The 23,915-nt window shown below is 65.5% G+C and carries 20 protein-coding genes and 1 pseudogene; 6 read left to right on the forward strand and 15 right to left on the reverse strand.

Going from position 1 to position 23,915, the window contains the following annotated elements; all coding sequences use genetic code 11:
• Positions 1-3: 3 nt before the first annotated feature.
• Genes ACOYW5_RS03660 through ACOYW5_RS03670 form a run of 3 tightly spaced genes read left to right on the forward strand, consistent with a single transcriptional unit; the run spans position 4 to position 3,453 of the window.
• The gene (locus ACOYW5_RS03660; RefSeq protein ID WP_423067904.1) at positions 4-615 is read left to right on the forward strand and encodes a 2-dehydro-3-deoxy-6-phosphogalactonate aldolase; all 612 of its coding nucleotides are present in this window, start codon (positions 4-6) and stop codon (positions 613-615) included.
• Complete coding sequence (locus ACOYW5_RS03665; RefSeq protein ID WP_423067905.1) at positions 612-1,484, forward strand: SMP-30/gluconolactonase/LRE family protein; 873 nt, start codon at positions 612-614, stop codon at positions 1,482-1,484. Before ACOYW5_RS03660 ends, ACOYW5_RS03665 begins: the two co-directional genes overlap by 4 nt.
• A gap of 10 nt (positions 1,485-1,494) precedes the next feature.
• Entirely contained in the window at positions 1,495-3,453 is a 1,959-nt protein-coding gene (locus ACOYW5_RS03670) for a beta-galactosidase (RefSeq protein ID WP_423067906.1), read from the forward strand.
• Here ACOYW5_RS03670 and ACOYW5_RS03675 read toward each other — a convergent pair.
• Both ACOYW5_RS03675 and ACOYW5_RS03680 read right to left on the reverse strand, forming a co-directional pair.
• Positions 3,422-5,547 (reverse strand): annotated as a pseudogene (locus ACOYW5_RS03675) (ComEC/Rec2 family competence protein). The gene ACOYW5_RS03670 and the pseudogene ACOYW5_RS03675 sit on opposite strands and share 32 nt — an antisense overlap.
• 46 nt (positions 5,548-5,593) lie before the next feature.
• Positions 5,594-6,277 carry a hypothetical protein gene (locus ACOYW5_RS03680; protein WP_423067907.1) on the reverse strand — a complete coding sequence of 228 codons (684 nt, stop codon included), beginning with the start codon at positions 6,275-6,277 and terminating at the stop codon, positions 5,594-5,596.
• Positions 6,278-6,441: 164 nt separating this feature from the next.
• On the opposite strand from ACOYW5_RS03680, the gene gltX reads away from it, so the two are divergent.
• Entirely contained in the window at positions 6,442-7,857 is a 1,416-nt protein-coding gene (gene gltX / locus ACOYW5_RS03685; protein WP_423067908.1) for a glutamate--tRNA ligase, read from the forward strand.
• A 162-nt stretch (positions 7,858-8,019) separates the two neighbouring features.
• Complete coding sequence (locus ACOYW5_RS03690; RefSeq protein WP_423067909.1) at positions 8,020-9,312, forward strand: citrate synthase; 1,293 nt, start codon at positions 8,020-8,022, stop codon at positions 9,310-9,312.
• Here ACOYW5_RS03690 and ACOYW5_RS03695 read toward each other — a convergent pair.
• The 13 genes from ACOYW5_RS03695 to rpsB all read right to left on the reverse strand — a co-directional run bounded on the left by ACOYW5_RS03695 (position 9,288) and on the right by rpsB (position 22,198).
• Positions 9,288-10,433, reverse strand: coding sequence for a lipid-A-disaccharide synthase (locus tag ACOYW5_RS03695; protein WP_423067910.1), 1,146 nt, complete (start codon positions 10,431-10,433; stop codon positions 9,288-9,290). The two genes, ACOYW5_RS03690 and ACOYW5_RS03695, sit on opposite strands and share 25 nt — an antisense overlap.
• Complete coding sequence (lpxI, locus tag ACOYW5_RS03700) at positions 10,426-11,238, reverse strand: UDP-2,3-diacylglucosamine diphosphatase LpxI domain-containing protein (RefSeq protein ID WP_423067911.1); 813 nt, start codon at positions 11,236-11,238, stop codon at positions 10,426-10,428. Before lpxI ends, ACOYW5_RS03695 begins: the two co-directional genes overlap by 8 nt.
• Entirely contained in the window at positions 11,238-12,035 is a 798-nt protein-coding gene (lpxA, locus tag ACOYW5_RS03705) for an acyl-ACP--UDP-N-acetylglucosamine O-acyltransferase (RefSeq protein WP_423067912.1), read from the reverse strand. Before lpxA ends, lpxI begins: the two co-directional genes overlap by 1 nt.
• Positions 12,032-12,469, reverse strand: coding sequence for a 3-hydroxyacyl-ACP dehydratase FabZ (fabZ, locus tag ACOYW5_RS03710; RefSeq protein WP_423069399.1), 438 nt, complete (start codon positions 12,467-12,469; stop codon positions 12,032-12,034). The genes lpxA and fabZ overlap by 4 nt, the downstream gene beginning before the upstream one ends.
• 34 nt (positions 12,470-12,503) lie before the next feature.
• Positions 12,504-13,544, reverse strand: a complete 1,041-nt coding sequence (lpxD, locus tag ACOYW5_RS03715) for a UDP-3-O-(3-hydroxymyristoyl)glucosamine N-acyltransferase (RefSeq protein ID WP_423067913.1) — start codon at positions 13,542-13,544, stop codon at positions 12,504-12,506.
• An 87-nt stretch (positions 13,545-13,631) separates the two neighbouring features.
• Positions 13,632-15,794: an outer membrane protein assembly factor BamA gene (bamA, locus tag ACOYW5_RS03720; protein WP_423067914.1), complete on the reverse strand. Its 2,163-nt coding sequence runs from the start codon at positions 15,792-15,794 to the stop codon at positions 13,632-13,634.
• A gap of 300 nt (positions 15,795-16,094) precedes the next feature.
• Complete coding sequence (gene rseP, locus ACOYW5_RS03725; RefSeq protein ID WP_423067915.1) at positions 16,095-17,204, reverse strand: RIP metalloprotease RseP; 1,110 nt, start codon at positions 17,202-17,204, stop codon at positions 16,095-16,097.
• An 87-nt stretch (positions 17,205-17,291) separates the two neighbouring features.
• Positions 17,292-18,185: a phosphatidate cytidylyltransferase gene (locus ACOYW5_RS03730; RefSeq protein ID WP_423067916.1), complete on the reverse strand. Its 894-nt coding sequence runs from the start codon at positions 18,183-18,185 to the stop codon at positions 17,292-17,294.
• A complete protein-coding gene (locus ACOYW5_RS03735; RefSeq protein WP_423067917.1) occupies positions 18,182-18,943 on the reverse strand; it encodes an isoprenyl transferase in 762 nt (253 codons plus the stop codon). Before ACOYW5_RS03735 ends, ACOYW5_RS03730 begins: the two co-directional genes overlap by 4 nt.
• A gap of 36 nt (positions 18,944-18,979) precedes the next feature.
• A complete protein-coding gene (gene frr, locus ACOYW5_RS03740) occupies positions 18,980-19,540 on the reverse strand; it encodes a ribosome recycling factor (RefSeq protein WP_423067918.1) in 561 nt (186 codons plus the stop codon).
• A 26-nt stretch (positions 19,541-19,566) separates the two neighbouring features.
• Entirely contained in the window at positions 19,567-20,280 is a 714-nt protein-coding gene (gene pyrH, locus ACOYW5_RS03745) for a UMP kinase (protein ID WP_423067919.1), read from the reverse strand.
• Between the two features lie 110 nt (positions 20,281-20,390).
• Positions 20,391-21,338 carry a translation elongation factor Ts gene (tsf, locus tag ACOYW5_RS03750; RefSeq protein ID WP_423067920.1) on the reverse strand — a complete coding sequence of 316 codons (948 nt, stop codon included), beginning with the start codon at positions 21,336-21,338 and terminating at the stop codon, positions 20,391-20,393.
• A gap of 74 nt (positions 21,339-21,412) precedes the next feature.
• The gene (gene rpsB, locus ACOYW5_RS03755; RefSeq protein WP_423067921.1) at positions 21,413-22,198 is read right to left on the reverse strand and encodes a 30S ribosomal protein S2; all 786 of its coding nucleotides are present in this window, start codon (positions 22,196-22,198) and stop codon (positions 21,413-21,415) included.
• A 329-nt stretch (positions 22,199-22,527) separates the two neighbouring features.
• Between rpsB and ACOYW5_RS03760 the strand changes: the two genes are divergently transcribed.
• Complete coding sequence (locus ACOYW5_RS03760; RefSeq protein WP_423067922.1) at positions 22,528-23,904, forward strand: FAD-binding oxidoreductase; 1,377 nt, start codon at positions 22,528-22,530, stop codon at positions 23,902-23,904.
• Positions 23,905-23,915 lie beyond the last annotated feature (11 nt).

The raw sequence follows: 23,915 nt of genomic DNA on the forward strand, positions 1-23,915 counted from the left end.
GAAATGAAGCATCGCCACATCATCGCGATCCTCCGCGGTATCATGCCCGAAGAGACCGTGCCCGTCTGCTCCGCCCTGGCCGAAGCCGGCATCACCATGATCGAAGTGCCGCTCAACTCGCCCGAGCCGCTGCGCTCGATCGGCGATGCCGCCAAGGCCTTCGACGGCCGTGCCATGATCGGCGCCGGCACCGTGCTGGCGCGGTTCGAAGTCGACGAAGTCGCCGATGCGGGCGGCCAGTTCATCGTCTCGCCCGACACAAATCCGGCGGTGATCGGGGCGACGATCGAGCGCGGGCTCGAGTCCTATCCGGGCGTGTTCACGCCGAGCGACGCGTTCACCGCCATTCGGTCGGGCGCGACGGGGCTCAAGTTCTTCCCGGCCGAGGTGCTTGGCCCCAAGGGCATCAAGGCGATGAAGGCCGTGCTGCCGCCGACCATCCCGCTCTATGCGGTGGGCGGGGCGAACCCCGACAATTTCGGGGAGTATTTCGCGGCCGGCTGCGCTGGCTTCGGGCTCGGGACCTACATCTACAAGCCGGGCATGAGCGCAACCGAGGTGGCGCAGCGCGCTGCCGCTGCCGTTTCCGCCTACGATCAGGGAAAGCCGCAATGAACCGCCAGGCCGAGCTTTTTGTCGATAGCCGCTGCGAACTGGGCGAAGGCCCGTTCTGGCACCCGCTGCTCGAGCGGCTGTTCTGGTTCGACATCCTCAACCACACCATGCTGAGCGCCGGCACCGACGGGCACATCGTCGACCGCATCGTGTTCAAGGACACGGTGAGCGCGGCGGCGGTGATCGATCGCGACACGCTGGCCGTGGCGCAGTCGGGCACCCTGCTCCGCTACGATTTCGTCTCGGACAGTTCGACCCCGATTATCGAAGTCGAGGGCGACGTTCCGACCAACCGCACCAATGACAGCCGCATGGACCGCTCCGGCGGGTTCTGGATCGGCACGATGGGGCGCAAGGGCGAAGCCGGCGTCGGCGGTGTCTACCAGTATCGCGCCGGGAAGCTGACCAAGGTCATCGACAAGATTCGCATACCGAACTCCATCTGCTTTTCGCCGGACGGGCGGACGGCGTATTTCACCGACGCCGGCAAGATGATCGTCAGGTGCCCGCTCGATCTCGAGACCGGGCTGCCGATCGGACCGTGGGAAGACTTCTACACCATGGAAGGGCTCGGTGGCGCCGATGGCTCGGTGGTCGATTCCGAGGGCTTTGTCTGGAACGCCCGCTGGGGCGGCGGTGCCGTGATCCGCATCTCGCCGGATGGCAAGCTCGACCAGGTGGTCGAAGTTCCCGGCGTCACACGGGTCAGCTGCCCTGCGTTCGGCGGCAAGGACATGAAGACGCTGTACCTCACCACCGCGCGCGAAAACATGACGCCCGAGGAAATCGACGCCCAGCCGCATGCGGGCAGCGTGTTCGCCATCGACGTCGACGTCCCCGGTCTCACCGAACCCTTCATCAAGCTCTGAGTTATTGCACGTGTCCTTTCCCGCTATCGGCGTCTGCTACTACCCCGAACACTGGCCGGTCGAATGGTGGGAGGAGGATGCCCGCCGCATGGCCGAGGCCGGCATCAAGTATGTCCGCATCGGCGAGTTCGCCTGGTCGAAGCTGGAGCCTACGCCCGGCGAGTTGCATTTCGACTGGCTGGTGCAGTCCATGGATGTGCTGGACCGGCACGGACTCAAGGTCATCGTTGGCACGCCGACGGCGACGCCGCCGCGGTGGATGATCGACAAACATCCGGACATGCTGGCGGTAGACAAGGAAGGGAGGCGTCGCGGCTTCGGTTCGCGCCGGCACTACGATTTCTCACATCTCGGCTATCGCGAGGAATGCGCCCGGATCACGCAGCTCTTGATCGACAAGGTGGGGCAGCACCCTGCCCTTGCCGGGTGGCAGACGGATAACGAGTACGCCTGCCACGACACGGTCCTGTCGTACTCCGACGCGGCGCTGCAGGGGTTCCGTGCCTGGCTTGCGGCGCGCTACGGCACGGTCGAGGCGCTCAACGAGGCCTGGGGCGGCGTGTTCTGGTCGATGGACTACAACCGGTTCGACCAGATCGAGCTGCCCAACCTCACCGTCACCGAGGCGGCGCCGGCGCACTGGCTCGACTTCCGCCGCTACTCCTCGGCGCAGGTGGCGGCGTTCAACAAGGTGCAGTTCGACCTGATGAAGGCGGCTCGTCCGGATCTGCCGGTGATCCACAATTTCATGTCGCGCTCCACCGAGTTCGACCACTACGAACTGGCCGAGACGCTGGACGTCGCGAGTTGGGACTCCTATCCGCTGGGGCATCTGGAGGGCGTGCCCGAGCCGGCCGAGAGCAAGCTGCCCTATCTCCGGCAGGGCGACCCCGACAATTCAGGCCTGCATCATGACCTCTACCGCGCGGTCGGTCATGGACGCTGGTGGATCATGGAACAGCAGCCGGGGCCGGTGAACTGGGCCGACTACAACCCCGACCCGCTGCCGGGCATGGCGCGGCTCTGGGCCTGGGAGGCGTTCGCGCACGGCGCCGAGGTGGTGAGCTACTTCCGCTGGCGGCAGGCGCCGTTTGCGCAGGAGCAGATGCATGCCGGCCTGTTACGGCCGGACAGCAAGGAAGCGCCGGGCTATTTCGAGGCCCGCCAGGTGGCCGAGGAACTGGCGCAGCTCGGGTTCGGCGGTGAGGCGCGCAAGGGCCGCGTCGCGATCGTCTTTGACTACCAGAGCGAGTGGGCGTGGAAGATCCAGCCGCAGGCAGCGGGGTTCTCGCACCAGCAGCACGTGCGAAACTGCTACGTGCCGCTGCGGAAGCGCGGTGTGGATGTGGATATCCTGTCGCCGTCGACGAGCGACTTCTCAGGCTATGATCTCGTGATCATTCCGGCGCTGTTCGCCTGGAACGATGCGTTGCGCACGGCGATTGCCGGGTTCGACGGGCATCTGCTGATCGGGCCGCGGTCGGGATCGAAGACCGAGAACTTCGCCATTCCGGCGGCGCTTGGCCCGGATCTGCCGCAGAACCTCCTCGACGCCAAGGTGGCGCGCATCGACAGCACCGATCCGCGCCAGACGGTGTCGGTGAAGGGCGGCGGTGCCGTTGGGCATTGGCGCGAAAGGCTCGAGACGCGGGCCGAGGTGGTGATCGAGGACGAGGAAGATTTCCCCGTGCTCGTAGCGCAGGGCCGGCTCAACTATCTCGCCGCGAGCGGTGACCGGGCCCTAATGCAGCGCATCATCGATCGCATGCTGGATGAGGCGGACGTGCCTACACTGGCGCTGCCGGCCGGGGTGCGGTGCCGCGTTCGTGGTAAGTGGCGCGTTTACTTTAACTACGGCGACACTGCGGCACGTCTGGTTCCGGCAGCCGATGAGGCCGGTTACGTGCTCGGCGGGGCCGAAATTCCGGCGGCCGGCGTCACGGTGGCGGCACTCGCCACGGCCGGCTGACAGCGGGGATGGCGGGCCGGACCTCGAAGGTGCGGCTCGCTTCGTTCCAGGCGAACCAGTGGACACCACCGCGGGCAAGATCATCGGCGTCGATCACGGTGGCAGCGCCGCAAGAGGCCGGTGCCTCGCGACGGGTGATGACGAGGTCGGCGAGCCCGCAATCCTCGTAGAAGCCGGCGGGGTCACGGATCAGCGCAAGCGTGAATCCGCGCGGGCTTTTGCCGATGCAGCCGATGTTGTCGCATTGCAGCGGTGAAGCGGCCTCGATCGGATCGGTGTAGGTCTCGCGCCAGACATCGACTGCGAAGCTGTTCCCCTTGCCGGCGATCAGCGCCATGTCGCCATCGACGCGCATGGCTGTGGCCTGGGTGGTGTCGGCGATCAGCACATCCGGCGAACGGTCGAAGGCAAAGAGGCAGATCAGCACGACCGCGACGGCCGGGCCAATGAGGCGATGCCAGGTCGGCAGGAACGTGAACCAGGCGAAGGCGGCGAGGCCGATGCCTAGGGCCAGGGGCGTGAGCAGCGGGCTGTAGTTGAAGCCGACGCTCAGGTTGGCGACGAACTGGCCGATGGCGAGCATGCCGTCGATGGACCAGCCCATGACGGCGAGAGCCGGGCCTTCCCAGCCGAGCGGCATCAGCAACGTCGCGATGACGGCAGCCGGCATCATGACGAAGCCGACGAGCGGCAGCGAGAGCAGGTTGCCGAGAACGCCGAGGGGCGAAGTCTGCTGGAAGTGGTAGACCGAGAAGAGCAGCGTCGCGAGGCCAGCGATGAGGCTGGTCAGCACGATGCCCCAGAGGTAGCCGGCGACGCGGCGCGGGATCGAGCGCTCGTTGGTGTCAGGCGGTCGCATCAGCTCCCAAGTGGCGATCAGGGCGACGACGGCGGCGAAGGAGAGTTGGAAGCTCGGCGGAAGATGCTGGCCGGATCGGTGAGGATCACCAGCAATGCAGCGAGCGCGACGTTCCGCATGGTGAGCGCGCGGCGACCGAAGACGATGGCGCCGAGAACCAGCACAAGCATGATGGTCGAGCGCAGCGCTGCGACATTGCCGCCGGAGATGGCGAAATAGCCGAGCGCGGCGAGGATGGCGACGCCGGCGGCAATGCGCTTCACCGCGACGCGGCCGTGGATGCCCGGGAGCATGGCGAGGCCGATGCGCAGCGTAACCAGCACAAGGCCGGCGACGATGGTGAGGTGCAGGCCCGAGACGGAGAGGACATGCGCCAGGCCGGCGGTGGCCATGGTGTCGCGGGCTTCGTCGGAGACAGCGCTCTGGTCGCCGTTGATCAGGGCGCGGGCCACGCCGGCGGCAGGTTGTGGAAGGGCGGCATCGATCCGCTCGGCAATGGTGCGGCGGATGCCGTCGATGATGCGCTCGGGGGCGGACAGGTCGCCGGTGGTCAGCGTCTCAACCGTGCCGGTCGTGTTGCCGTAGGCGCCGACGCCGTCGAAATAGGCGTGGAACTGGGTATCGAAGCCGTTGGGCACGACCGGGCCAGGCACGGCATAGAAGCGGACGGGGGCGCGGATGATGTCCCCGGGGGCGAGGCTGGTGCCGGCGCGAACGACGATACGGGCGCGGCGGATCGGTAACGAGCGCGTATCCGGTCCGGGCGTGATCTGCGAGACGATGGCCCGGACATCGCCGTCTATGGTCGAGACAATCTCGTCGACCCGTATCTCGTAGGTGCCATAGGCCGGACGCGACAGCATCTGGGTGCCGAACAGCGCGCCGTGGAGCGGCAGCAGGCAGAAGCCGAGCCAGAAGGCAGTGAGGAGGCCGAAGAGGCGTAGCAGGTTCAGCCGGTTGAGGGTGACGATTAGCGCCAGAACGAGCGCGGCGCCGATCGCCGGAAGCGCAAATGGCGGCAGTTCGGGCAGGTTCGCAGAGGTGATGAGGCCGGCGATGATGGCGTAGGGCCAGAGCAGGAACAGGCGGCGGTGTTCGAGGGCCGATGCGACGCTGGCAGCCAGCCCGGCCAGCGGCAGGCGCTTCGGCTCGGCCAGTGCCGGCTGGCGCGGCGGCATGGGTCGCGGGCGCGACTGCGCCGGACTGTGCTCGACAGTTGTCTCAGTGATGGCCATGAGGCGCCCCGCCCTCGGGCCATGTTACACGGCGCGGCGCAGGCGGCTAGGCCCTCGTGAGCCAGCGGATGGCGTTGGCAAAGAAGGTGGCGTTGGCACCCGAGGCGAACATGTCCTTGCCGGTATCGTCGGAGCTGGCGATGAAGCCGGAATCGCCGGTGGCGAGCACCCTGCCCTTGCCGGCCTCGGTGGCGACGGCGAACAGGTGGCGACGGTCAGCGTTGAAGCGCGCAATGGGGATAGCCGGGTCGCGGGCGACCATGGAGGTCGAGTTGCGGACGACGATCTGTTCGCAGCCGGCGGTGATCGGGTGCGCCGCCAGCTCGATCGGCGGAAAGCCGGCAATGGTGCCGTCGATAAAGCCCAGTGGCAGGTCAAGTGCGAGAGACACCTGCTGCTGCGGCATGATGAAATGCTGGTGGTTGGCCATCAGCAGCAGCCCACCCCCGGCGAGGACGAAATCGCGGATGGCGGCAAGTTCGATGTCGCTGAATATCACCGTCTGCGAGCGGCTGGCGACGATGAGGACGGCAGCATCGGCCAGCGCGATGGCGTCGGGCCGGGAGAAGGCCAGCGTGTGGCCTGCGTCCTCGAGGGAGCGCTCGAGGCCGGTGAGGCGCTTGCCGCGCCACAGCCCGACGCGTTCGGGCGGGTGGCGGTAGTGTTCCGCCTCGGTGCCGAGGGCCCGGATGGCCTGGTGGCTGAGCGCATCCATGACGACTTTTGGCATTGCGATCCCGGCGGGCGACAGAGGCGAGGCAGCCAAGCCCGGCCGGTGCGGACGTGTCAACCGCACCCTGCCCTTGCACTTGCCTCGCCGGGTGCTTACACACCGCCAATTGGCGGGTGAGGACACATCGCCAAACGCCTGTTCTGAGGGATGTTACACCTGATATGGCCACCCCCGTCGTCACCCGCTTCGCCCCCTCTCCCACCGGCTACCTCCATATCGGTGGTGCGCGCACGGCCCTGTTCAACTGGGCTTTCTCGCGCCACACCGGCGGCAAGATGCTGCTGCGCATCGAGGACACCGACCGGGAACGCTCGACCGAAGGGGCGGTGCAGGCGATCTTCGACGGACTGAAGTGGCTCGGCCTCGACTGGGACGGCGAGCCGTTCATGCAGTTTTCGCGCGCCGCTCGGCACGCCGAAGTGGCCAACGAACTGCTGGCCCGTGGGCAGGCCTATTACTGCTACTGCTCGCCGGAGGAACTGGCCGAGATGCGCGAGACGGCGCGGGCGAACGGCCTGCCGCCCCGCTACAACGGCTATTGGCGCGACCGCGACCCATCCGAGGCGCCGGCCGGTGTTGCGCCGGTGATCCGCATCAAGGCCCCGCCATCGGGCGAGATCCGGGTGCAGGACCATGTGCAGGGCGAGGTGGTGTTCAAGGCCGAGAACCTCGACGACTTCATCATCCTGCGCTCGGACGGCACGCCGACCTATATGCTCGCAGTGGTGGTGGATGACCATGACATGGGCGTGACCCATATAATCCGCGGCGACGATCACCTGACCAACGCGGCGCGGCAGATCATCATCTACAACGGCATGGGCTGGGATGTGCCGGAGATGAGCCACATCCCGCTGATCCACGGGCCGGACGGAGCCAAGCTCAGCAAGCGCCACGGTGCGCTCGGGGTCGAGGCTTACCGGCAGATGGGCTACCTGCCGGAGGCGCTGCGCAACTATCTGGCGCGGCTGGGTTGGAGCCACGGCGACGACGAGATCTTCTCGACCGAACAGATGGTCGAGTGGTTCAGCCTCGATGCGCTCAACAAGGGTGCGGCACGGTTCGATTTCGTCAAGCTCGAGAATATCAACGGCCACTACATCCGCGAGGCGGCGCCGGCACGGCTCTACGAGGTGATGCTGGCGACGGCGCGTGAAGTGGGCCGCGAGGTTGACGTCGCCGGGCTTGCCGCCAATGCCGACACGGTGCTCGCCGCGCTGCCGGAGCTGCAGCCGCGCGCCAAGACCGTGCTCGAGCTGATCGACCTCGCCCAGTTCATTTATGCGGTGCGCCCGCTGACCATCGACCAGGCGGCCTCCGACCAGCTGACCACCGATGCGCGGGCCAATGTCGGCGCCTTCGCCGAGGTGCTGAAGGGGCTCAACGACTGGTCGGTCGAAGCGATCGACGGCGCGGCTCGTGCCTTCGCCGAAGCCAGGGGGCTGAAGCTCGGCAAAGTGGCCCAGCCGCTGCGCGCGGCCCTCACCGGACGTACGGTTTCGCCGGGCATTTTCGAGGTCATGGTGTTGATTGGGCGCGAGGAAACACTGGCCCGGCTTGGTGATCAGGCCGCCTGATGCATATTGGGAAAGGTGATTAGGTCAGCCGTGTTCACCCACCTGTTGCGCAGGTGGGGTATATGGGTTACGCCACTTTTACCTGCCTCTTAACGACGCTTGGCCGGCCCGCTTCCTACCCTCTTTGGCGGGCGCCTAACGGCCCAATATGGAGAGCGATTCATGAGCGATACCGTCGCCAAACTTACCATCGGGGACCAGACTTTCGAGTTCCCGGTGCTGTCGGGCTCCGTCGGCCCCGATGTCATCGACATCCGATCGCTCTACGCCAAGACCGGCATGTTTACCTATGACCCGGGCTTCACTTCGACCGCAGCCACCGACAGCGCCATCACCTATATCGACGGCGACAAGGGCGAGCTGATGTATCGGGGTTACCCGATCGAGCAGCTGGCCGAGAAATCGAACTACCTCGAGGTCTGCTACCTGCTGCTCTACGGCGAGCTGCCGAACAAGGCGCAACTTGCTGATTTCACCGACCGCGTGACCAAGCACACCATGGTCCACGAGCAGATGCACTATTTCTATCGGGGCTTCCGCCGCGATGCGCACCCGATGGCGATCGTGTGCGGTGTGGTCGGCGCCATGGCGGCGTTCTATCACGACTCCACCGACATCAACGATGCGCAGCAGCGCGAGATCGCCTCGATCCGCATGATCGCCAAGGTCCCGACGATCGTCGCGATGGCCTACAAATACTCGGTGGGCCAGCCCTTCGTGTACCCGCGCAACGACCTCGACTACGCGTCGAATTTCCTCCGCATGTGCTTCTCGGTTCCGGCCGAGGACTATGTGGTGAACCCGGTCGTGGCGCGCGCCATGGACCTGATCTTCACCCTCCATGCCGACCACGAACAGAACGCCTCGACCTCGACGGTGCGGCTGGCCGGCTCGTCCGACGCCAACCCGTTCGCCTGTATCGCGGCGGGCGTTGCCTGCCTCTGGGGCCCCGCCCACGGCGGCGCCAACGAGGCGGCGCTGAACATGCTCAAGGAGATCGGCACCGTCGACCGGATCCCCGAGTTCATCGCCAAGGCCAAAGACAAGACCTCCGGCACCCGCCTGATGGGTTTCGGCCACCGCGTCTACAAGAACTATGACCCGCGCGCCAAGGTGATGCAGCAGGCGGCCAACGAGGTGCTGGCGCAGCTTGGCGCCGACAACCTGTCGCCGACGCTGCAGGTGGCCAAGGAACTCGAGCGCATCGCGCTCTCGGACCAGTATTTCATCGATCGCAAGCTCTATCCGAACGTCGACTTCTACTCGGGCATCATTCTCGACGCGATCGGCTTCCCGACCTCGATGTTCACGGCCATTTTCGCGCTCAGCCGTACCGTGGGCTGGATCGCGCAGTGGAAGGAAATGATCGCCGACCCGCAGAAGAAGATCGGCCGCCCGCGCCAGCTCTACAACGGCGCGCCGGTGCGCGACTACGAGCCGATCAACAGCCGCTGAGGCGCGTGCGCCAGGACGCGATCGGCAACATCTGCAAGGGGCGCCTCGGGCGCCCCTTTTTGCATCAGGGTACGGACTTCCTCAAAGGCGGCGAGCTGGGCGGCGGCGATCGCCGGATCATCCAGCAAGGCACGCAGGGCCGACAGATCGTGCGGTGGTTCGCTGCTGCGGAGTTGGAGCTCCGGCACTGCATCGCGGCCGAGGATGATGCTAGGGAGCGCCAGCGTCACGGTGTGACCGAGCTTGTCGTAGTTCCGGGCTTGGTGGGAATCGGCGACGTAGGTTACGACCATCTGGATGCGGCTCATCGCCAGTTCCAGCGTGACGGTGCCGCTGACCGCGAAGGCGGCGATGGCGGCGTTCCACGCCTCGCGACGCGCCTCGCCGGTGACGAGCGCCACCGGCGCGGGCCAATCGGCAACTTCCTTCCGCAGGACCGGCACGAGGCTTTCGAGCGTGGGAATTGCGAAGCCGGTGACGCGTGGGTGATTGTGGAACTGCTCGACGGCTGAACGCATCAGCGGCAGGTGGCGCCGAAGCTCGCCGCGGCGACTGCCGGGCAGTAGCAGCAACGGACCGCTATCGGGCATCTCGGAGCGGCCGGGGAAACGGGTTGCAGCCGGATGGCCTACAAAATGGGTCTGGGGGCCGCCGAGTTGCGTCATGACCTGCGGCTCGAACGGCAGGATGGCGAGTACCTCGTCGAACAAGCCGCGCAGCGCCGGGGCGCGCTCTGGGCGCCAGGCCCAGACGGTTGGCGCAACATAGAGCAGGATCGGGGTAGTAAGCCCGGCTTTCCGCACCCGCTGGGCCACGGCTTTGCTGAAGACCTGGGAGTCGATGAGAACGACGAGGTCCGGGCGCGAGCGGATGATGGCGTTGGCGACCTGCCGCACGCGCCACAGCAGCAGCGGCAGGCGGCGGAGCACGTCGCTCCAGCCCATGACGGCGAGATCCGACATCGGGAACAGGCTCTTCAGGCCCTCCGCCTCCAGCTCCGGGCCGCCGACGCCGCTGACCTCGAGCGTCACGCGCTGCTTCAGGCGGCGCACCATGTCGCTGCCGAGGCGATCGCCTGAGGCCTCGCCGGCGAGGACGAAGAGGCGCAGCGGATCAGACACGGGCGAGACCAATGATGGTGATGCCGTGCCGCTCCGCGGCAGCAACCAGCGTCGCGCGCTCGAGCAAAAGCGCCCGGCCCGGCTCTACGACTATAACGGTGATCCCGGCCCCAGCGGCCTTGGCGACCGTGTCCGGGCCAATGGCGGGCAGATCGATGGACAGCGGCTGCTTCGGTTTCGCCGCCTTGGCGAGGACCAGCGGACCGCTGCCGTCGCCGATGCGGCCCTGCCGGCGGTGTTCGGCAACGCGCTGCAGCAGCTCGTCGGTGCCGCCGACATCTTCCGCAGCAACGACGCGGATGCCTGCGACGACGACGGCCTGCCCAAGGTCGAGGCGACCGACCTCGCGAGCGGCCTTCAGCGCCAGGCGGGCCGATCGGCTCTGGGCATCGCTGAGCGCCGGGCCGGCGATGATGCCCTTCGGTGCCAGCAGGTCTCGCGCGATCTCGTGGGCGCCGACAACCTTGGCGCCGGTCATGGCGCGCACCACGCCCGACATCCTGGAGAGCGCGGCATCGCCGGCAGAAGCGGCGGAGCCGGTGGCGAACTGGGTGAGGCCCTCACGGGCCCGGTCGCCCAGCGTCACGCCGCCAGCGAGGGTCACGTGCGTGCTGCGGAAGGCCTTGATGGTCCGGATTATGGACATCGGGTCGCGCGTGTCGCCCTGCAGCAGAGCGATCCCGGCCCGCTCCGGTTGTGGGGTCAGTGCGATTACCTGGATGTCGTCGCCGGCCCGTTGGGCCGCCGCGATGACGTGCGAAACGAGGGTGCCGGAGCCTGCCAGAATGCTCAGGCGCCGTGGCATTACTCTTCGGTTCCGACGTTGTCCGGCAAGGTCAGGCCGCCCTGGGCCGAACTGATGAAGCGGACGAGATCCTGGACGAGCGGCTCGTCGGCGAAGAGCTGGGAGGCATCGATGACGCGCTCGCGCAGGGTGCCTTCGCTGGCAAAGATCATACGGTAGGCGGCGCGTAGCTGGTGGATCGCCTCGCGATCGAAGCCGCGACGCTTGAGGCCGACGAGGTTGATGCCGGAGAGCACGCCCGGGTTGCCGTTGACCATGCCGTAGGGGATGACGTCCTTCTCGACCTTGGTCATGCCGCCGACAAAGGCGTGGGCACCCACATGCACGAACTGCACGGTGCCGGCGTGGCCGCTCAGGATGGCGTAGTCGTCGACCCGGCAGTGGCCGGCGAGGCCGGCATTGTTGGACAGGATGACGTTGTCGCCGACGTGGCAATCGTGGCCGATATGCGAGCCGATCATGATCAGGCAGCGGTCGCCCACCACGGTTTCCATGCCGCCGCCGGCAGTGCCCGGATTGATCGTCGCGTGCTCGCGGATGTTGCAGTCGGCGCCGATGCGCAGGGTCGACAGCTCACCGGCGTATTTGAGGTCCTGCGGCTGGTGGCCGATCGAGGCGAAGGGATAGATGCGCGTGCGCGGGCCGATGGTGGTGCGGCCAGTCACGACGGCGTGCGAGATGATCTCGACCCCGTCACCAAGGACGACATCCTTGCCGACAAGGCTATAGGGACCGATCTTGACGCCGGCGCCCAGGCGAGCGCCGTCCTCGACTATGGCCGTGGGATGGATGGTCATTTCCCGGTGACGCTGACCATTGCGCCGACCTCGGCCTCGGCGATGACGACACCATCGACGATCGCCTTGGCTTCGAACCAGCCCATGGTCATGCGGTGACGGATCTTCCTGATGTGGTACTCGATCCGGTCGCCGGGGCGTGCCGGCTTGCGGAATTTGCATTTGTCGACCGTCAGCAGGTAGACGATGTGATCCTGGCCGGCGCCAGTCCCGGCGGCGATCGCGATCGCGCCGGCGGTCTGCGCCATGCCTTCGATAATGAGGACGCCGGGAAACACCGGCTCACCCGGAAAGTGCCCCTGGAAAATCGGCTCGTTGAACGTGACGTTCTTGATGCCAATCGCGGACTCGTTGCCGTTCACCTCGATGATCCGGTCGATCATCAGGAACGGGTAGCGATGCGGCAGATGCCGCAGGATTTCCTGGATATCCATCGTCGTCAGCTCGCGAGCCGACTCCGCTGGCGCATCACTCTTCACGTCCACTCTTGACCCCTTTGCTAAGCCGCCGCAGCGTGGCCAGTTCCTGCCACCATTTGCGCGTGTCCTGGGCTGGGAATCCTCCAACCTTCGAACCCGGCGCAATAGACTTGGTGACGCCGCCCCAACCCATGACCACGGTGCCGCGGCCGATCGTCAAATGCCCTGCAGTCGAGGCCCCACCGCCCAGCAGAACCGAATCTTCAAGTACAGTCGAACCGGATAGACCGCAATGCGCCGCGATCAGGCAGTACCGACCGATGCGGCAATTGTGGCCGATCTGCACGAGATTGTCGATTTTGGTGCCTTCGCCGATGACCGTGTCGCCGAGCGCTCCGCGATCGACGGTGGTGTTCGCACCGATCTCGACTGAGTCCTGGATGATCACGCGGCCGAGCTGCGGGATCTTGCGGTTGGTCTGCGCGAGGCCCAGCCAGCCGAATCCTTCGGTGCCGATGCGTGCGCCGGCGTGGACGACGACGTTGTTGCCGAGATAGGCGCATTCGACGGAGACGTTCGGCCCGATCACCGCGTTGCGGCCGATAGTGACGCCGCGACCGATGACGGTGTTCGGTCCGATCACGGTGTTGCGTCCGATCTCGACGCCGGCACCGAGGACGACATTGGCGCCGAGCCGCACGCCCTCTTCGAGATGCGGGGCAGTACCAGACGCCTCGAACAGCGCCTTGGCCATGCCGCGCGTGCCCGAGGGATACAACCGATCCAGAAGGTCGGCGAATAGATCGTGGGGGCGCTCGCAAACAATGGCGACGGCGCTGGCCGGCACTTCGGCACGGAACTTCGGGTGCACGATGACCGCACCCGCCTTGGTCTCGACGAGGGCCGGTACGTACTCGGCCTGTGCGGCGAGCGCCAGGTGGCGGGGCCCCGCGAGGCCAAGCTCGTCGGCGCCCTCGATCATCAGCGCGGCGCCGCGGGGGTCGTCGACAACGACTTCGCGCCCAATCGCCGAGAGGACGGCGCCGAGCGCCAGAGGCCCTGCAGAAGAATGGAAACGCGTATCGACCATGACCGTCATTACACAACAAAGAGGCCGCGGGGCAACCGCGCCGCGGCCTCGAAGACAGGGAGGCCGGCGTTTCCGCCGGCCATCCGATTAGAGCAGCTGCTGCATCGTCAGCGTGAAGACCTGAGTCTTGTCGTCCGTCGCCTTGTTCAGCACATAGGCGATATCGCCACGGAGCGGACCGAACGGGCTGTCCCAGATGACCGAGGCACCCACCGACGACTTGAAGTTGTCGTCGATGCTGTTGGGGTCCACGGGGCTCATGCCAGCTGCGGCACCGTTGCCATCGATCAGGGCAGCATCAGCCCAGATCGAGCCACGGACACCATAGGTCTCCGGCAGGATCGGGATCGGGAACTCGATCTCGGCCGAGCCGGCGATGTACGCCGTGTAGCCAAGCCGCTCACCCGAGTCGGTCGTCTTCGGCCCGAAGCTGCTGCCCATGAAACCACGGACGATCGACGAGCTGCGGAACGACTCCAGCGGGAAGACGTCGCCACCATCTAGCGCCATGATGTACCCGGCCTGGGCCTTGACGCTACCGATCACGTTCCAGTCCGACATCAGTGGCATGAAGTAGCGGGCCTTGGCCTCGGTCTTCAGCAGGTTGTAGTCCCAGCCAATGTACGACTGCGAGAACGTTGCATAGAGGCCTTCGGTCGGACGCTTGGCGTCGTCGAGCGTGCTGTAGGTCAACCCATAACCAACCCAGGCCTTGTCGTAGGTTTCGCCGTCCACAACGATCTCGGAGCGTTTGCACGCTTCTTCGAAGTCATCGGCCTCGTTGTCGGGCGTGCCGTTATCGTTGGTGCACATCGAGGCGTCCTCGATGGTCTTCTGCTCGAGGCCGACGAACACGGAGCCGTTCAGATCGGTGGTGATCGGAGCGCCGAAGCGGAGCTGGCCGCCAACCGCGGTAGTTCCATAGATGTTGGAGTCGGTCTCGGCGTTGATGCGGTAATAGGCATCGACACCTGCCGACACGCGCAAACCCATGAAGCGCGGCTCGGTGAACGAGAAGTCGAAGTTCTGACTCGATTCCGAGGCGCTCACCGCGGCGCGGACATACTGGCCGCGACCGAGGAAGTTACGCTCGGTGATCGACACTTCACCCAGGAGACCCGCATTGGTGTCGTAGCCGGCAGTGATGCCATAGTCGCCGGTGGACTGCTCTTCGACGGTGATGTTGATGATGACCTTGTCAGGGGCGCTGCCCTGCTGCAGGTCGACATTGACCACCTTGAAGAAGCCGAGACCTTCGATCTTGGTCTTGCCGCGCGACATCATGGAACGGTTGAAGGGGTCGCCTTCACCGAAATCCAGCTCACGGCGGATGATGGCGTCGCGGGTCTTGGTATTGCCCGAGATATTGATGCGCTCGACGTAGACGCGGGCACCGTCATCGACCAGGTAAGTGACGTTGAAGGTGCTGTTGGCGACGTCGCGATCAACCCGCGGACGTACGTCGGCAAAGGCATAACCCTGGGCAGTTGCCTCGAAGGCCATGTCTTCCTGCGAACGCTGCAGGTCAGCGAGCGAGTAGGTGCCACCCTTGCCGGTCTTGATCGTGCCCTTGAGCAGTTCCGGATTGAGGTCCGGGATTGACGTCTCGACGCCGATCTCGCCGAAGCGGTAGCGCTCACCCTCTGCGATGGTGAAGTTCACGAAATACGCGTTGCGCGAGCTATCGAACTCGCCGACGGCGGCAGTCACCTGCGCGTCGGGGTAGCCGTGGTTCATGTAGTAGAGCTCGATCAGGCTCTTGTCGATCTGCAGCTGCTCCTCGCTGAACGCGTCATCACGGAACAGCCAGCTCAGCAGGTTCGTCTCATGCGTGCGGATGATCGACTTGAGAGTGCCCGAGTTGATCGAATTGTTGCCGGCGAAGTTGATAGCGGCAATGCCCGTGCGGACGCCCTCGGTCACCACGAAGGTGATCACCGCGCGACCATTCTGTGTGGACTGCTCGACCCGCGGCGTCACGGTGACGCCTACGTAGCCCTTGGCCACGTAGGCCTGCCGGATCGACTCGGCATCGGCAGCGAGGCTCGCCTCAGTGAAGGTGCTGCGCGCGCCGACGTTGACCATCGCGAGCAACTGAGCGTCGGAGAAACCGTTGTTGCCCTCGAACAGGACCGCAGAAACGAGCTGCTCCTGCTGGGCCTGGGCCGCATCGACCCCGAGAAGAGTACCGCCGATCACGCCTGCAGGCGCTGCCAACACGAGGGCGAGCGCCATATACAGTCCGCGCATCAGCTTTTTCGGGTTTGTCATAGTTCTTGTTGCCTCGTGCGACCTACGCCGGGGAATCGCAATGCACACGCTCCCCAGCTAACTCCATCAAAAGCTTTTACTGGATTTTTAACCACGGACAAGCCGCGACGGGCTTCGAGGTTAGCGAAAGATTGGGCCCCGTGCATTCCTGCAACACCTAGAAAACCAAGCTTATCCAAGGGTTAACGGAGAAGCGACGGTTCAGGGCAAATGCGGTGAAGGTGCGGCCGGAATGTGGTTTAGGGGCCTAAAAAGAACCCTGCCCCACGCCGGAATCGCTCAGAGCAGATCGTTGATGAGCGTGAAGATCATCAGACTGAACACCACCGCCAGGCCGAAGCGATAGCCGATCTCCTGCACCCGCTGCGGCAGGGGCCGGCCGCGGATCGCCTCGGCGAGGTAATAGATCAGGTGGCCACCATCGAGCATGGGAATCGGCAGGAGGTTGAAGATGCCGATGTTGAGCGAGAGCAGCGCCATAAGGTTGATAAGCGGAATGATTCCAAGGCTCGCCACCTGCTGCGAAACCGTCGCAACCTTGATCGGGCCGCCGAGCTGGTCGACATCGCCGCGGCCGACGAAGAAATCGCCGAGGAACGCCACGGTGCGATCGACGATGAAGCGGACCTCCTCGAAGGTCATGCCTATCGCCTCGACCGGGCCCGGCCGGTAGAGCACAAGATCCGTCTGCTCGACATGATTAGTAACGCCCATGCGGCCGATGCGGTGGCGATTGCCAAAGCGGTCGGTTGTTTCCACGGCATCGGGCGTAGCAGTGAGGGTGCGGGTTTCCCCGTCACGCTCGAGTGTAATGGTGATGGTGCGTTCCGGGGCGGTGGCGACCAGGCGCTGGAAATCCTCGAAGCCGCGGACTTCGTAGCCATCGACCGAAATCACCCGGTCGCCGCTGTGGAGGCCGGCCGCCATGGCCGGCGACCACGGGCCGACGGTACCGACGACCGGCGGCAGCGTGTAACGGCCGTAGCCGAGCAGCAGCGCGTAGAGCACCAGCAAGGTGAAAATGATGTTGGCGATCGGCCCGGCGGCCACTACGGCGATGCGTTGCCAGACGTTTTTGTTGACGAAGAGCTGTTTGCTGAGCTCGGGCCCGGCCCGCTCGATGAACTCTTCATCCGGCACGCTGGCGGCGTTCATGTCGCCGACGAAACGCACGTAGCCGCCAAGCGGGATGGCCGACAGCCGCCAGCGCGTGCCGTGCCGGTCGTTGAAGCCAATGAGTTCCGGGCCGAAGCCCAGCGAGAAGGTCTGGATCGCGACGCCGTTCCAGCGCGCCACCAGGTAGTGCCCCATCTCGTGCACGAACACGATGATGGTGAGCACCACGAGGAACGGTACAACGTAGGAGAGCAGCCAGAAGATAAAGTCCATGTCGTCCGTTCCGTCCGCCCCCTCAGGGTCGACCTGACCTAGAGCCTGAATGCGTTAAGAATGCGATATGGTGCGGCGTCGCAGCCTTCACCAGAAGAGAAACCCAGCCGCGATGGCGCCAAGCCCGGCATGGATGGCGCCGACGGCGAACAGGAAGATCACGCCGAAGGTCAGGCTGTCGAGCCGATCCATCAGGCCGCCATGGCCGGGAATGATGTCGCCCGAATCCTTGATGCGAAAGCGCCGCTTGATGGCGCTTTCCGCGAGGTCGCCGACTTGGCCGACGATGCTGAGTGCGGCTGCGAGCGCGAGGCCGATCCACCAGGGCGATTGCGGCACGACGAGGAGCCACAGCACCAGCCCGACCAGCGTCCCGAGCGCAAAGCCGCCGATGGCGCCGGACCAGGTCTTGCCCGGCGAAATGTCGGGCGCCAGCTTCTCGCCGCCGACCTGGCGACCGGTGAAGTAGGCGCCGGTATCGGTGGCCCAGATGACGCAGCCCAGCATCAAGCCGGCCCACATTCCCGCATCCAGCGCGCCCGGCTGCATCCAGGTCGCATCGCCGCGGATCATCATCAGCATCACGATCACGATGCCGTAAAAGACCACGCCGCCAACGCGCCAGGTGCGCACGCCTTCGCTGCCAGAGGTCACGGCAGCGACAATGGCCGCAACGGCCACGAACCCCAGCGAAACGAGCGGACCGAAGGCCGGAAACACTAGTGCGCTGAGGCCGAGAAGGCCGATCAGCACGGCGCCCGGTGTCGCCAGCGGCCTGAGCGTGACCATCCGCTCCCATTCGCGGTAGCAGCCGGCGAACACCGCACCAACGAGGGCGGCAAAGACGTAGCTGCCGACATAGAGCCCTACGACAGCGAGGAGCAGGAGGACGATCGCAGACGCGAAGCGCGGCCCCAGGTCGGTCCAGGACCGGCGGGCCAGCGGGTTGAACCGGGGACGCCCGTTCTCACGTGCGCTCACGGGCTCCTCGACTCGATCCCGCCGAAGCGCCGGTTGCGAGACGAATATTCGTCGAGCGCGCGCAGGAAGACCTGCTCGTTGAAATCCGGCCAGTGCTCTTCGACGAAGACCAGCTCCGAATACGCGCCCTGCCAGATGAGGAAGTTCGAGACCCGCTGTTCGCCGCTGGTGCGGATGATCATATCGGGATCCGGGATGCCGGAGGTGTAGAGCGCACGCTCGACCGTGGCCTCGGTGATGTCCTCCGGCTTCAGGCGCCCGGCCGCGACCTCGGCGGCGATGCTCTGCACGGCTTCGGTGAGCTCGGACTTGCCGCCATAGTTGAAGGCGACGATCAGCTCGAGCCCGGTATTGTTCGCCGTCTTCGACTGCACTTCGGCGATCAGCCGGCGGAGCGGCTCATCCAGCCCCTTGCTGCTGCCGATGATGCGGATACGAACGTTGTTCTGGATCAGCGTGGCGAGATCGGAGGCGACGAACCGGTGCAGCAGGCCGAAGATGAAGTTGACCTCGTCGCGCGGGCGACGCCAGTTCTCGGACGAAAAGCTGAACACCGTCAGGTGCTTGATGCCGTAGCGGATCGACAGATCGACGAGGCGGCGGAGCGCCTTGACGCCCTCGACATGCCCTTCGGTGCGGACCTTGCCGCGGGCCTGGGCCCAGCGGCCATTGCCGTCCATGATGACCGCCAGATGACCGGGAATCCTGAGCCCGCTCGTGGCAGCTGGCGTAGTGGCAATGGCAGTTTCGACGGACATCGGTGCCCTCCGGGGGCGGCGAATTGCGGGCCTATCTTAGACCTGCATGATTTCCTGTTCCTTGACGGCAAGCACCTTGTCGATCTCGGTGACGGCGGCATCGGTGGCCTGCTGCACGAGGTCGCCCTGCTTGCGGCTGTCGTCCTGGCTCAGGTCGCCGTCTTTCTCGAGCTTCTTGAGCAGGTCCATGCCGTCGCGGCGAATGTGGCGCACGGCGACGCGCGCCGCTTCGGCGTAGTTGTGCGCGACCTTGGTCAACTCGCGACGACGCTCTTCGTTCAGTTCCGGCAGCGGCACGCGGATGACCTGGCCTTCGGCGGCGGGATTGAGCCCGAGGCCGGAGTTGCGGATCGCCTTCTCGACGGCGCCGGCGAGGGTGCGGTCCCATACCTGCACGCTCAGCATGCGCGACTCCGGCACGGTGACGGTTGCCACCTGGTTGAGCGGCATGCGACCGCCATACGCTTCGACCGTGACCGGCTCGAGCAGGCTGGCGCTGGCGCGGCCCGTACGAAGGCCGGCAAGCTCATCGCGCAGAGACGTTATCGACTTCTGCATGCGTTCCTTGAGGGCGGGCAGCGAAAATGCCTCGGCCATGGGACTTCTCCTTCAAATGCCGCGTCTTAGCCGACGCGGGTACTCCTCACTTTGCCGGCAAGGACGCCCTTGAGGCCTTCCTTGTCGTCAAGCGAATAGACAATTATGGGCAAGCCGTTGTCACGAGCAAGCGCGAAGGCGGCCGTATCCATGACGCGCAGGTCGCGCGAGATGACCTCTTCGTGGCTGATCGTCTCGAAGCGTTGGGCCTTGGGGTTCTTCTTGGGGTCTTCGGCATAGACGCCATCGACCTTGGTGCCCTTGAGCAGCACGTCGCAGCGGAGCTCGATGGCCTTCAGCGCGGCGGCCGTATCGGTGGTGAAAAACGGGCTGCCGGTACCGCCGGCGCAAATTACGACGTAGCCATCCGAGAGGGCGAGATTGGCATCGCGGGCGGTGAAGGTGTCGGCCACCGTTTCCATGGGAACGTTGGAATAGACCTTTACTTTCAAGCCCTTCTGCTCGATTGCATCGCCCAGAGCGAGCGAGTTGATCACTGTGCCGAGCATGCCCATCAGGTCGGAGGTGACGCGGTCGCCGCCCTTGGCCGCCACGGCCATGCCGCGGAAGATGTTGCCGGCGCCGATGACGATCGCCACTTCGATGCCGGTCCTCGCGACTTCGGCGATCTGCTCGGCCATGTGGTGGAGGAATTTCGGCTCGATGCCGAAGGACTGGTCACCGGCAAGCACTTCGCCCGAGACTTTCAGCAGAATCCGTTTGTAGGCGGATTTGGCCATCCGTAAGTCTCCCGAGTGCGCCTGGTGTAGATAGGGCGCCGAATCCGACGCCGCAGGCGGTTATGGCATATTCGGGCGGGCTTGGAAGAGCCCGCCCGAAATAGTTCAGATCAGTTGGCGTTGGCCGGAGCCTGCGGCACGCCCGACGTCGCAGCCACTTCAGCGGCGAAGTCGGTGACTTCCTTCTCGATGCCTTCGCCGAGCGAGTAGGCGACGAAGCCCGTCACCTTGATCGGGGCGCCGACATCCTTCTCGGCATTCTTGATCACGTCGGCAATCTTGGTTTCGCCATCGATCACGAAGACCTGCGACAGCAGCGTGACTTCCTCGTAGAACTTGCGCACGCGGCCTTCGATCATCTTCTCGATGACGGCTTCCGGCTTGCCGGATTCCTTGGCCTGCTCGGTGAAGATGGCACGCTCGCGGGCCACCACGTCCTGATCGATGTCGTCGGGCGACACGCTCAGCGGGCGGGTGTTGGCGATGTGCATGGCGAGCTGCTTGCCCAGGGCATTCAGCGCGGCCTTGTCACCGGTCGACTCGAGGCCGACGATCACGCCCAGACGGCCGAGGCCCGGCTTGACAGAGTTGTGCACGTAGGAACCGATCACGCCATCCGACACGGCGAGCGTGCCGGTGCGACGCAGGTTCATGTTTTCGCCGATCTTGGCGATCGCATCGGTCAGTTCGGCCGAGACGGAGCGACCCGAGCCCGGGTACGGCATCTCGGAGAGCTTGCCCACGTCGCCGGCAGCGTCGAGCGCGAGCTTCGCTGCATTGTCGACGATCGACTGGAACTGATCGTTGCGAGCGACGAAGTCGGTCTCGGAGTTCACTTCGACGATCGCAGCGCGGGTGCCGTCGATGGCAACCCCGACCAGACCTTCGGCAGCGACGCGGCCGGCCTTCTTAGCGGCCTTGGCGAGGCCACGGGTGCGCAGCCAGTCGATTGCGGCTTCCATGTCGCCGCCGGTCTCCTCCAGCGCCTTCTTGCAGTCCATCATGCCCACGCCAGTCGCCTCGCGGAGCTCTTTAACCTGCTGAGCGGTAACAGCCATTTCAAATCACCTTTCCGCGGCCCCAACCCGGAGCCGCGCCATTGTTCGGAATGCGTAACCCGGAGCGAACCGGATTAGTTGGCGGCGGACGTCGCGTCGGCATCGTCAGCGCTGAGCGCCGGCTCTTCCGGAGCGGTCTCGGAGGCGCCGAGGTCGGCACCACGGCCGGCGGCCGAACGGCCGATGCCGTCGATGGCGGCGCGCGACACCAGCGTGCAGTACAGCTCGAGGGCGCGGGCGGCGTCGTCATTGCCCGGAATGGCGTAGTCGACGAGGTCCGGATCCGAGTTGGAGTCGACGATGGCGATCACCGGAATGCCGAGGCGCTTGGCTTCCTTGATGGCGTTCGCTTCCTTGTTGGTGTCGATCACGAACAGCAGGTTCGGCAGGTTGCCCATGTCCTTGATGCCGCCGAGGTCGCGCTCGAGGCGGTCCTTCTCACGCGACAGGAGCAGGGCTTCCTTCTTGGTGATGCCGACGGCACCCTCGGAAAGCAGGCCTTCGAGTTCGCGCAAGCGATTGATCGAGTGCGAAATGGTCTGCCAGTTGGTCAGCGTGCCGCCGAGCCAGCGGGAGTTCACGTAGTACTGGGCGGACTGGCGGGCAGCCTCGGCGACCAGCGGAGCGGCCTGGCGCTTGGTGCCGACGAGCAGGACGCGGCCGCCGTCAGCGACGGTGTCCGAGATCAGCTGCAGGGCGCGCGACAGGGCCGGGACGGTCTGGCTCAGGTCGAGGATGTGGATGTCGTTGCGGACGCCGAAGATGTGGCGTTCCATCTTGGGGTTCCAGCGGTGCTTCTGGTGACCAAAGTGAACACCTGCTTCGAGCAGCTGGCGCATGGAAAAATCGGGCAATGCCATGGAAGGCTTCCTTTACCGGTTATTGCCTCCGCGAGTGTTTGCAGCGGGTTTCCCGCCACCGGTTGGAGCCAGCGACCTCAATGTCGCAGCGCCACGCCTCGCGTGTGAATTACGCCCGGTTTTCCGGACGCGTCGCGCATATAGGGGGTTTTGCTGTCATAGGCAAGGGCGCTAGGCTACCTCCGGACCATGGCCGCCCACTCATCCCGGGCGCGACCAGCCTCGACGCTTGCTGTCGCACACTATAGCCTGCCTCCGTTCATGCCGATCGCTTCGACGGCCTTGCCGGTCGCGAAGCTCGGCTTCGCCTGCTGCAAGCGAGGTGTGACGTGGGCCTTCCCTCCGATCGAGCTTTCGAGGCACTTAGGCGGGACTTCGCCGGTGACGTGGTGACCCCGGACAGCGTGTCGTACGACGATGCACGCACCGTCTTCAACGCCATGATCCAACGCCGGCCTGCTGCCCTCGCGCAATGCGCATCGCCCGAGGACGTCGCGGCGGCACTGGCGTTCGCACAGCAGCACGGGCTGGAGATTGCGATCCGCGGCGGCGGACACAGCGTGGCCGGCAAGGGCGTCACTGAAGGTGGCCTGGTGATCGACCTGAGGCGGATGAATACAGTGTCGGTCGACCCCACCGCCATGACGGCCAGGATCGGCGGCGGCGCGACCATGAGCCATCTGGATCGCGCGACCCAACCTCACGGACTGGCGACCACCGGTGGCCGTGTTTCAACCACAGGCGTTGGCGGCTTCACATTGGGTGGCGGAACGGGCTGGCTCGACCGCAAGTTCGGGCTGGCCTGCGACAATCTCGTATCGGTTGACCTTGTCACCGCCGAGGGCAAGCAGATTACCGCCTCAGGGGCCGAGAATCGCGAGCTGTTCTGGGCCCTCCATGGCGGAGGAGGCAATTTCGGCGTCGCGACCTCGCTGACGCTTCGCCTCTACCCGCTGGCATCGATCACCGCCGCCCTGCTGTTCTGGCCGGCGGAGAATGGCCCGTCGGTGCTTCGCGCGTTCCGCGACTACGTCGAGAACGCTCCCGACGAAGTCGGCGGTGGCGCGATCTACCTCACCGGACCGGAAGCGGAGTTCGTACCCCCGGCACTGGTCGGACAGCTCGCCTTTGCCCTGCTGGTGGTATTTGCGGGCGGGGAGGACGAAGCTCGGAGGGCAATTGCTCCGATGCTGGAGCTTGGCCACCTGGGAGGCATGGTTGCCGAGATGCCCTATGCAGATCTTCAGTCCATGCTCGACGATCCGCCCGGCTATCGCAACTACTGGTCGGCGGAATACCTGATGGCCCTCCCCGACGAGGCAGTCGACCTGTTCTGCGCCAGGGCCGCCGACATGATCGTCCCCTCGGCTTCACAGCACGTCCTCTTCCCCGGCGGGGGGCGTGTGAGGCGGGAGACTGCCGACTGGCCGGTGCCCTGGCGTACGGCTCCCTGGTGCGCCCATCCCTTCGGGCTCTGGTCCGACCCTGCCGATGACGACCGTGGCCAAAGCTGGGCACGGAACATCCTCACCGACCTGAAACCCTGGTCGGCTGGCAACGTCTATCTCAACTTCATCGGAGACGAAGGCGCCGACCGTGTTGTCGCTGGCTTCGGGGCGGAAAACTACCGGCGGCTGGCACGAGTGAAGCGCGACTACGATCCGGGTAACGTGTTCCAACTCAACCACAATATCCGGCCGGCATGACCAACCGGCAG

The sequence above is a fragment of the Devosia sp. CN2-171 genome (assembly GCF_049354815.1).
In the GTDB taxonomy this organism is placed as follows: domain Bacteria; phylum Pseudomonadota; class Alphaproteobacteria; order Rhizobiales; family Devosiaceae; genus Devosia_A.

Bases quoted from the DNA above. Each gene is read 5' to 3' on its own strand.
- frr (WP_423067918.1), bottom strand. From the start codon at position 19,540: ATGGCCGAGGCATTTTCGCTGCCCGCCCTCAAGGAACGCATGCAGAAG.
- ACOYW5_RS03665 (WP_423067905.1), top strand. From the start codon at position 612: ATGAACCGCCAGGCCGAGCTTTTTGTCGATAGCCGCTGCGAACTGGGC.
- ACOYW5_RS03680 (WP_423067907.1), bottom strand. From the start codon at position 6,277: ATGCCAAAAGTCGTCATGGATGCGCTCAGCCACCAGGCCATCCGGGCC.
- tsf (WP_423067920.1), bottom strand. From the start codon at position 21,338: ATGGCTGTTACCGCTCAGCAGGTTAAAGAGCTCCGCGAGGCGACTGGC.
- fabZ (WP_423069399.1), bottom strand. From the start codon at position 12,469: ATGGATATCCAGGAAATCCTGCGGCATCTGCCGCATCGCTACCCGTTC.
- ACOYW5_RS03660 (WP_423067904.1), top strand. From the start codon at position 4: ATGAAGCATCGCCACATCATCGCGATCCTCCGCGGTATCATGCCCGAA.
- lpxA (WP_423067912.1), bottom strand. From the start codon at position 12,035: ATGACCATCCATCCCACGGCCATAGTCGAGGACGGCGCTCGCCTGGGC.
- pyrH (WP_423067919.1), bottom strand. From the start codon at position 20,280: ATGGCCAAATCCGCCTACAAACGGATTCTGCTGAAAGTCTCGGGCGAA.
- bamA (WP_423067914.1), bottom strand. From the start codon at position 15,794: ATGCGCGGACTGTATATGGCGCTCGCCCTCGTGTTGGCAGCGCCTGCA.
- gltX (WP_423067908.1), top strand. From the start codon at position 6,442: ATGGCCACCCCCGTCGTCACCCGCTTCGCCCCCTCTCCCACCGGCTAC.
- ACOYW5_RS03735 (WP_423067917.1), bottom strand. From the start codon at position 18,943: ATGTCCGTCGAAACTGCCATTGCCACTACGCCAGCTGCCACGAGCGGG.
- lpxD (WP_423067913.1), bottom strand. From the start codon at position 13,544: ATGGTCGATACGCGTTTCCATTCTTCTGCAGGGCCTCTGGCGCTCGGC.
- rseP (WP_423067915.1), bottom strand. From the start codon at position 17,204: ATGGACTTTATCTTCTGGCTGCTCTCCTACGTTGTACCGTTCCTCGTG.
- ACOYW5_RS03690 (WP_423067909.1), top strand. From the start codon at position 8,020: ATGAGCGATACCGTCGCCAAACTTACCATCGGGGACCAGACTTTCGAG.
- lpxI (WP_423067911.1), bottom strand. From the start codon at position 11,238: ATGCCACGGCGCCTGAGCATTCTGGCAGGCTCCGGCACCCTCGTTTCG.
- rpsB (WP_423067921.1), bottom strand. From the start codon at position 22,198: ATGGCATTGCCCGATTTTTCCATGCGCCAGCTGCTCGAAGCAGGTGTT.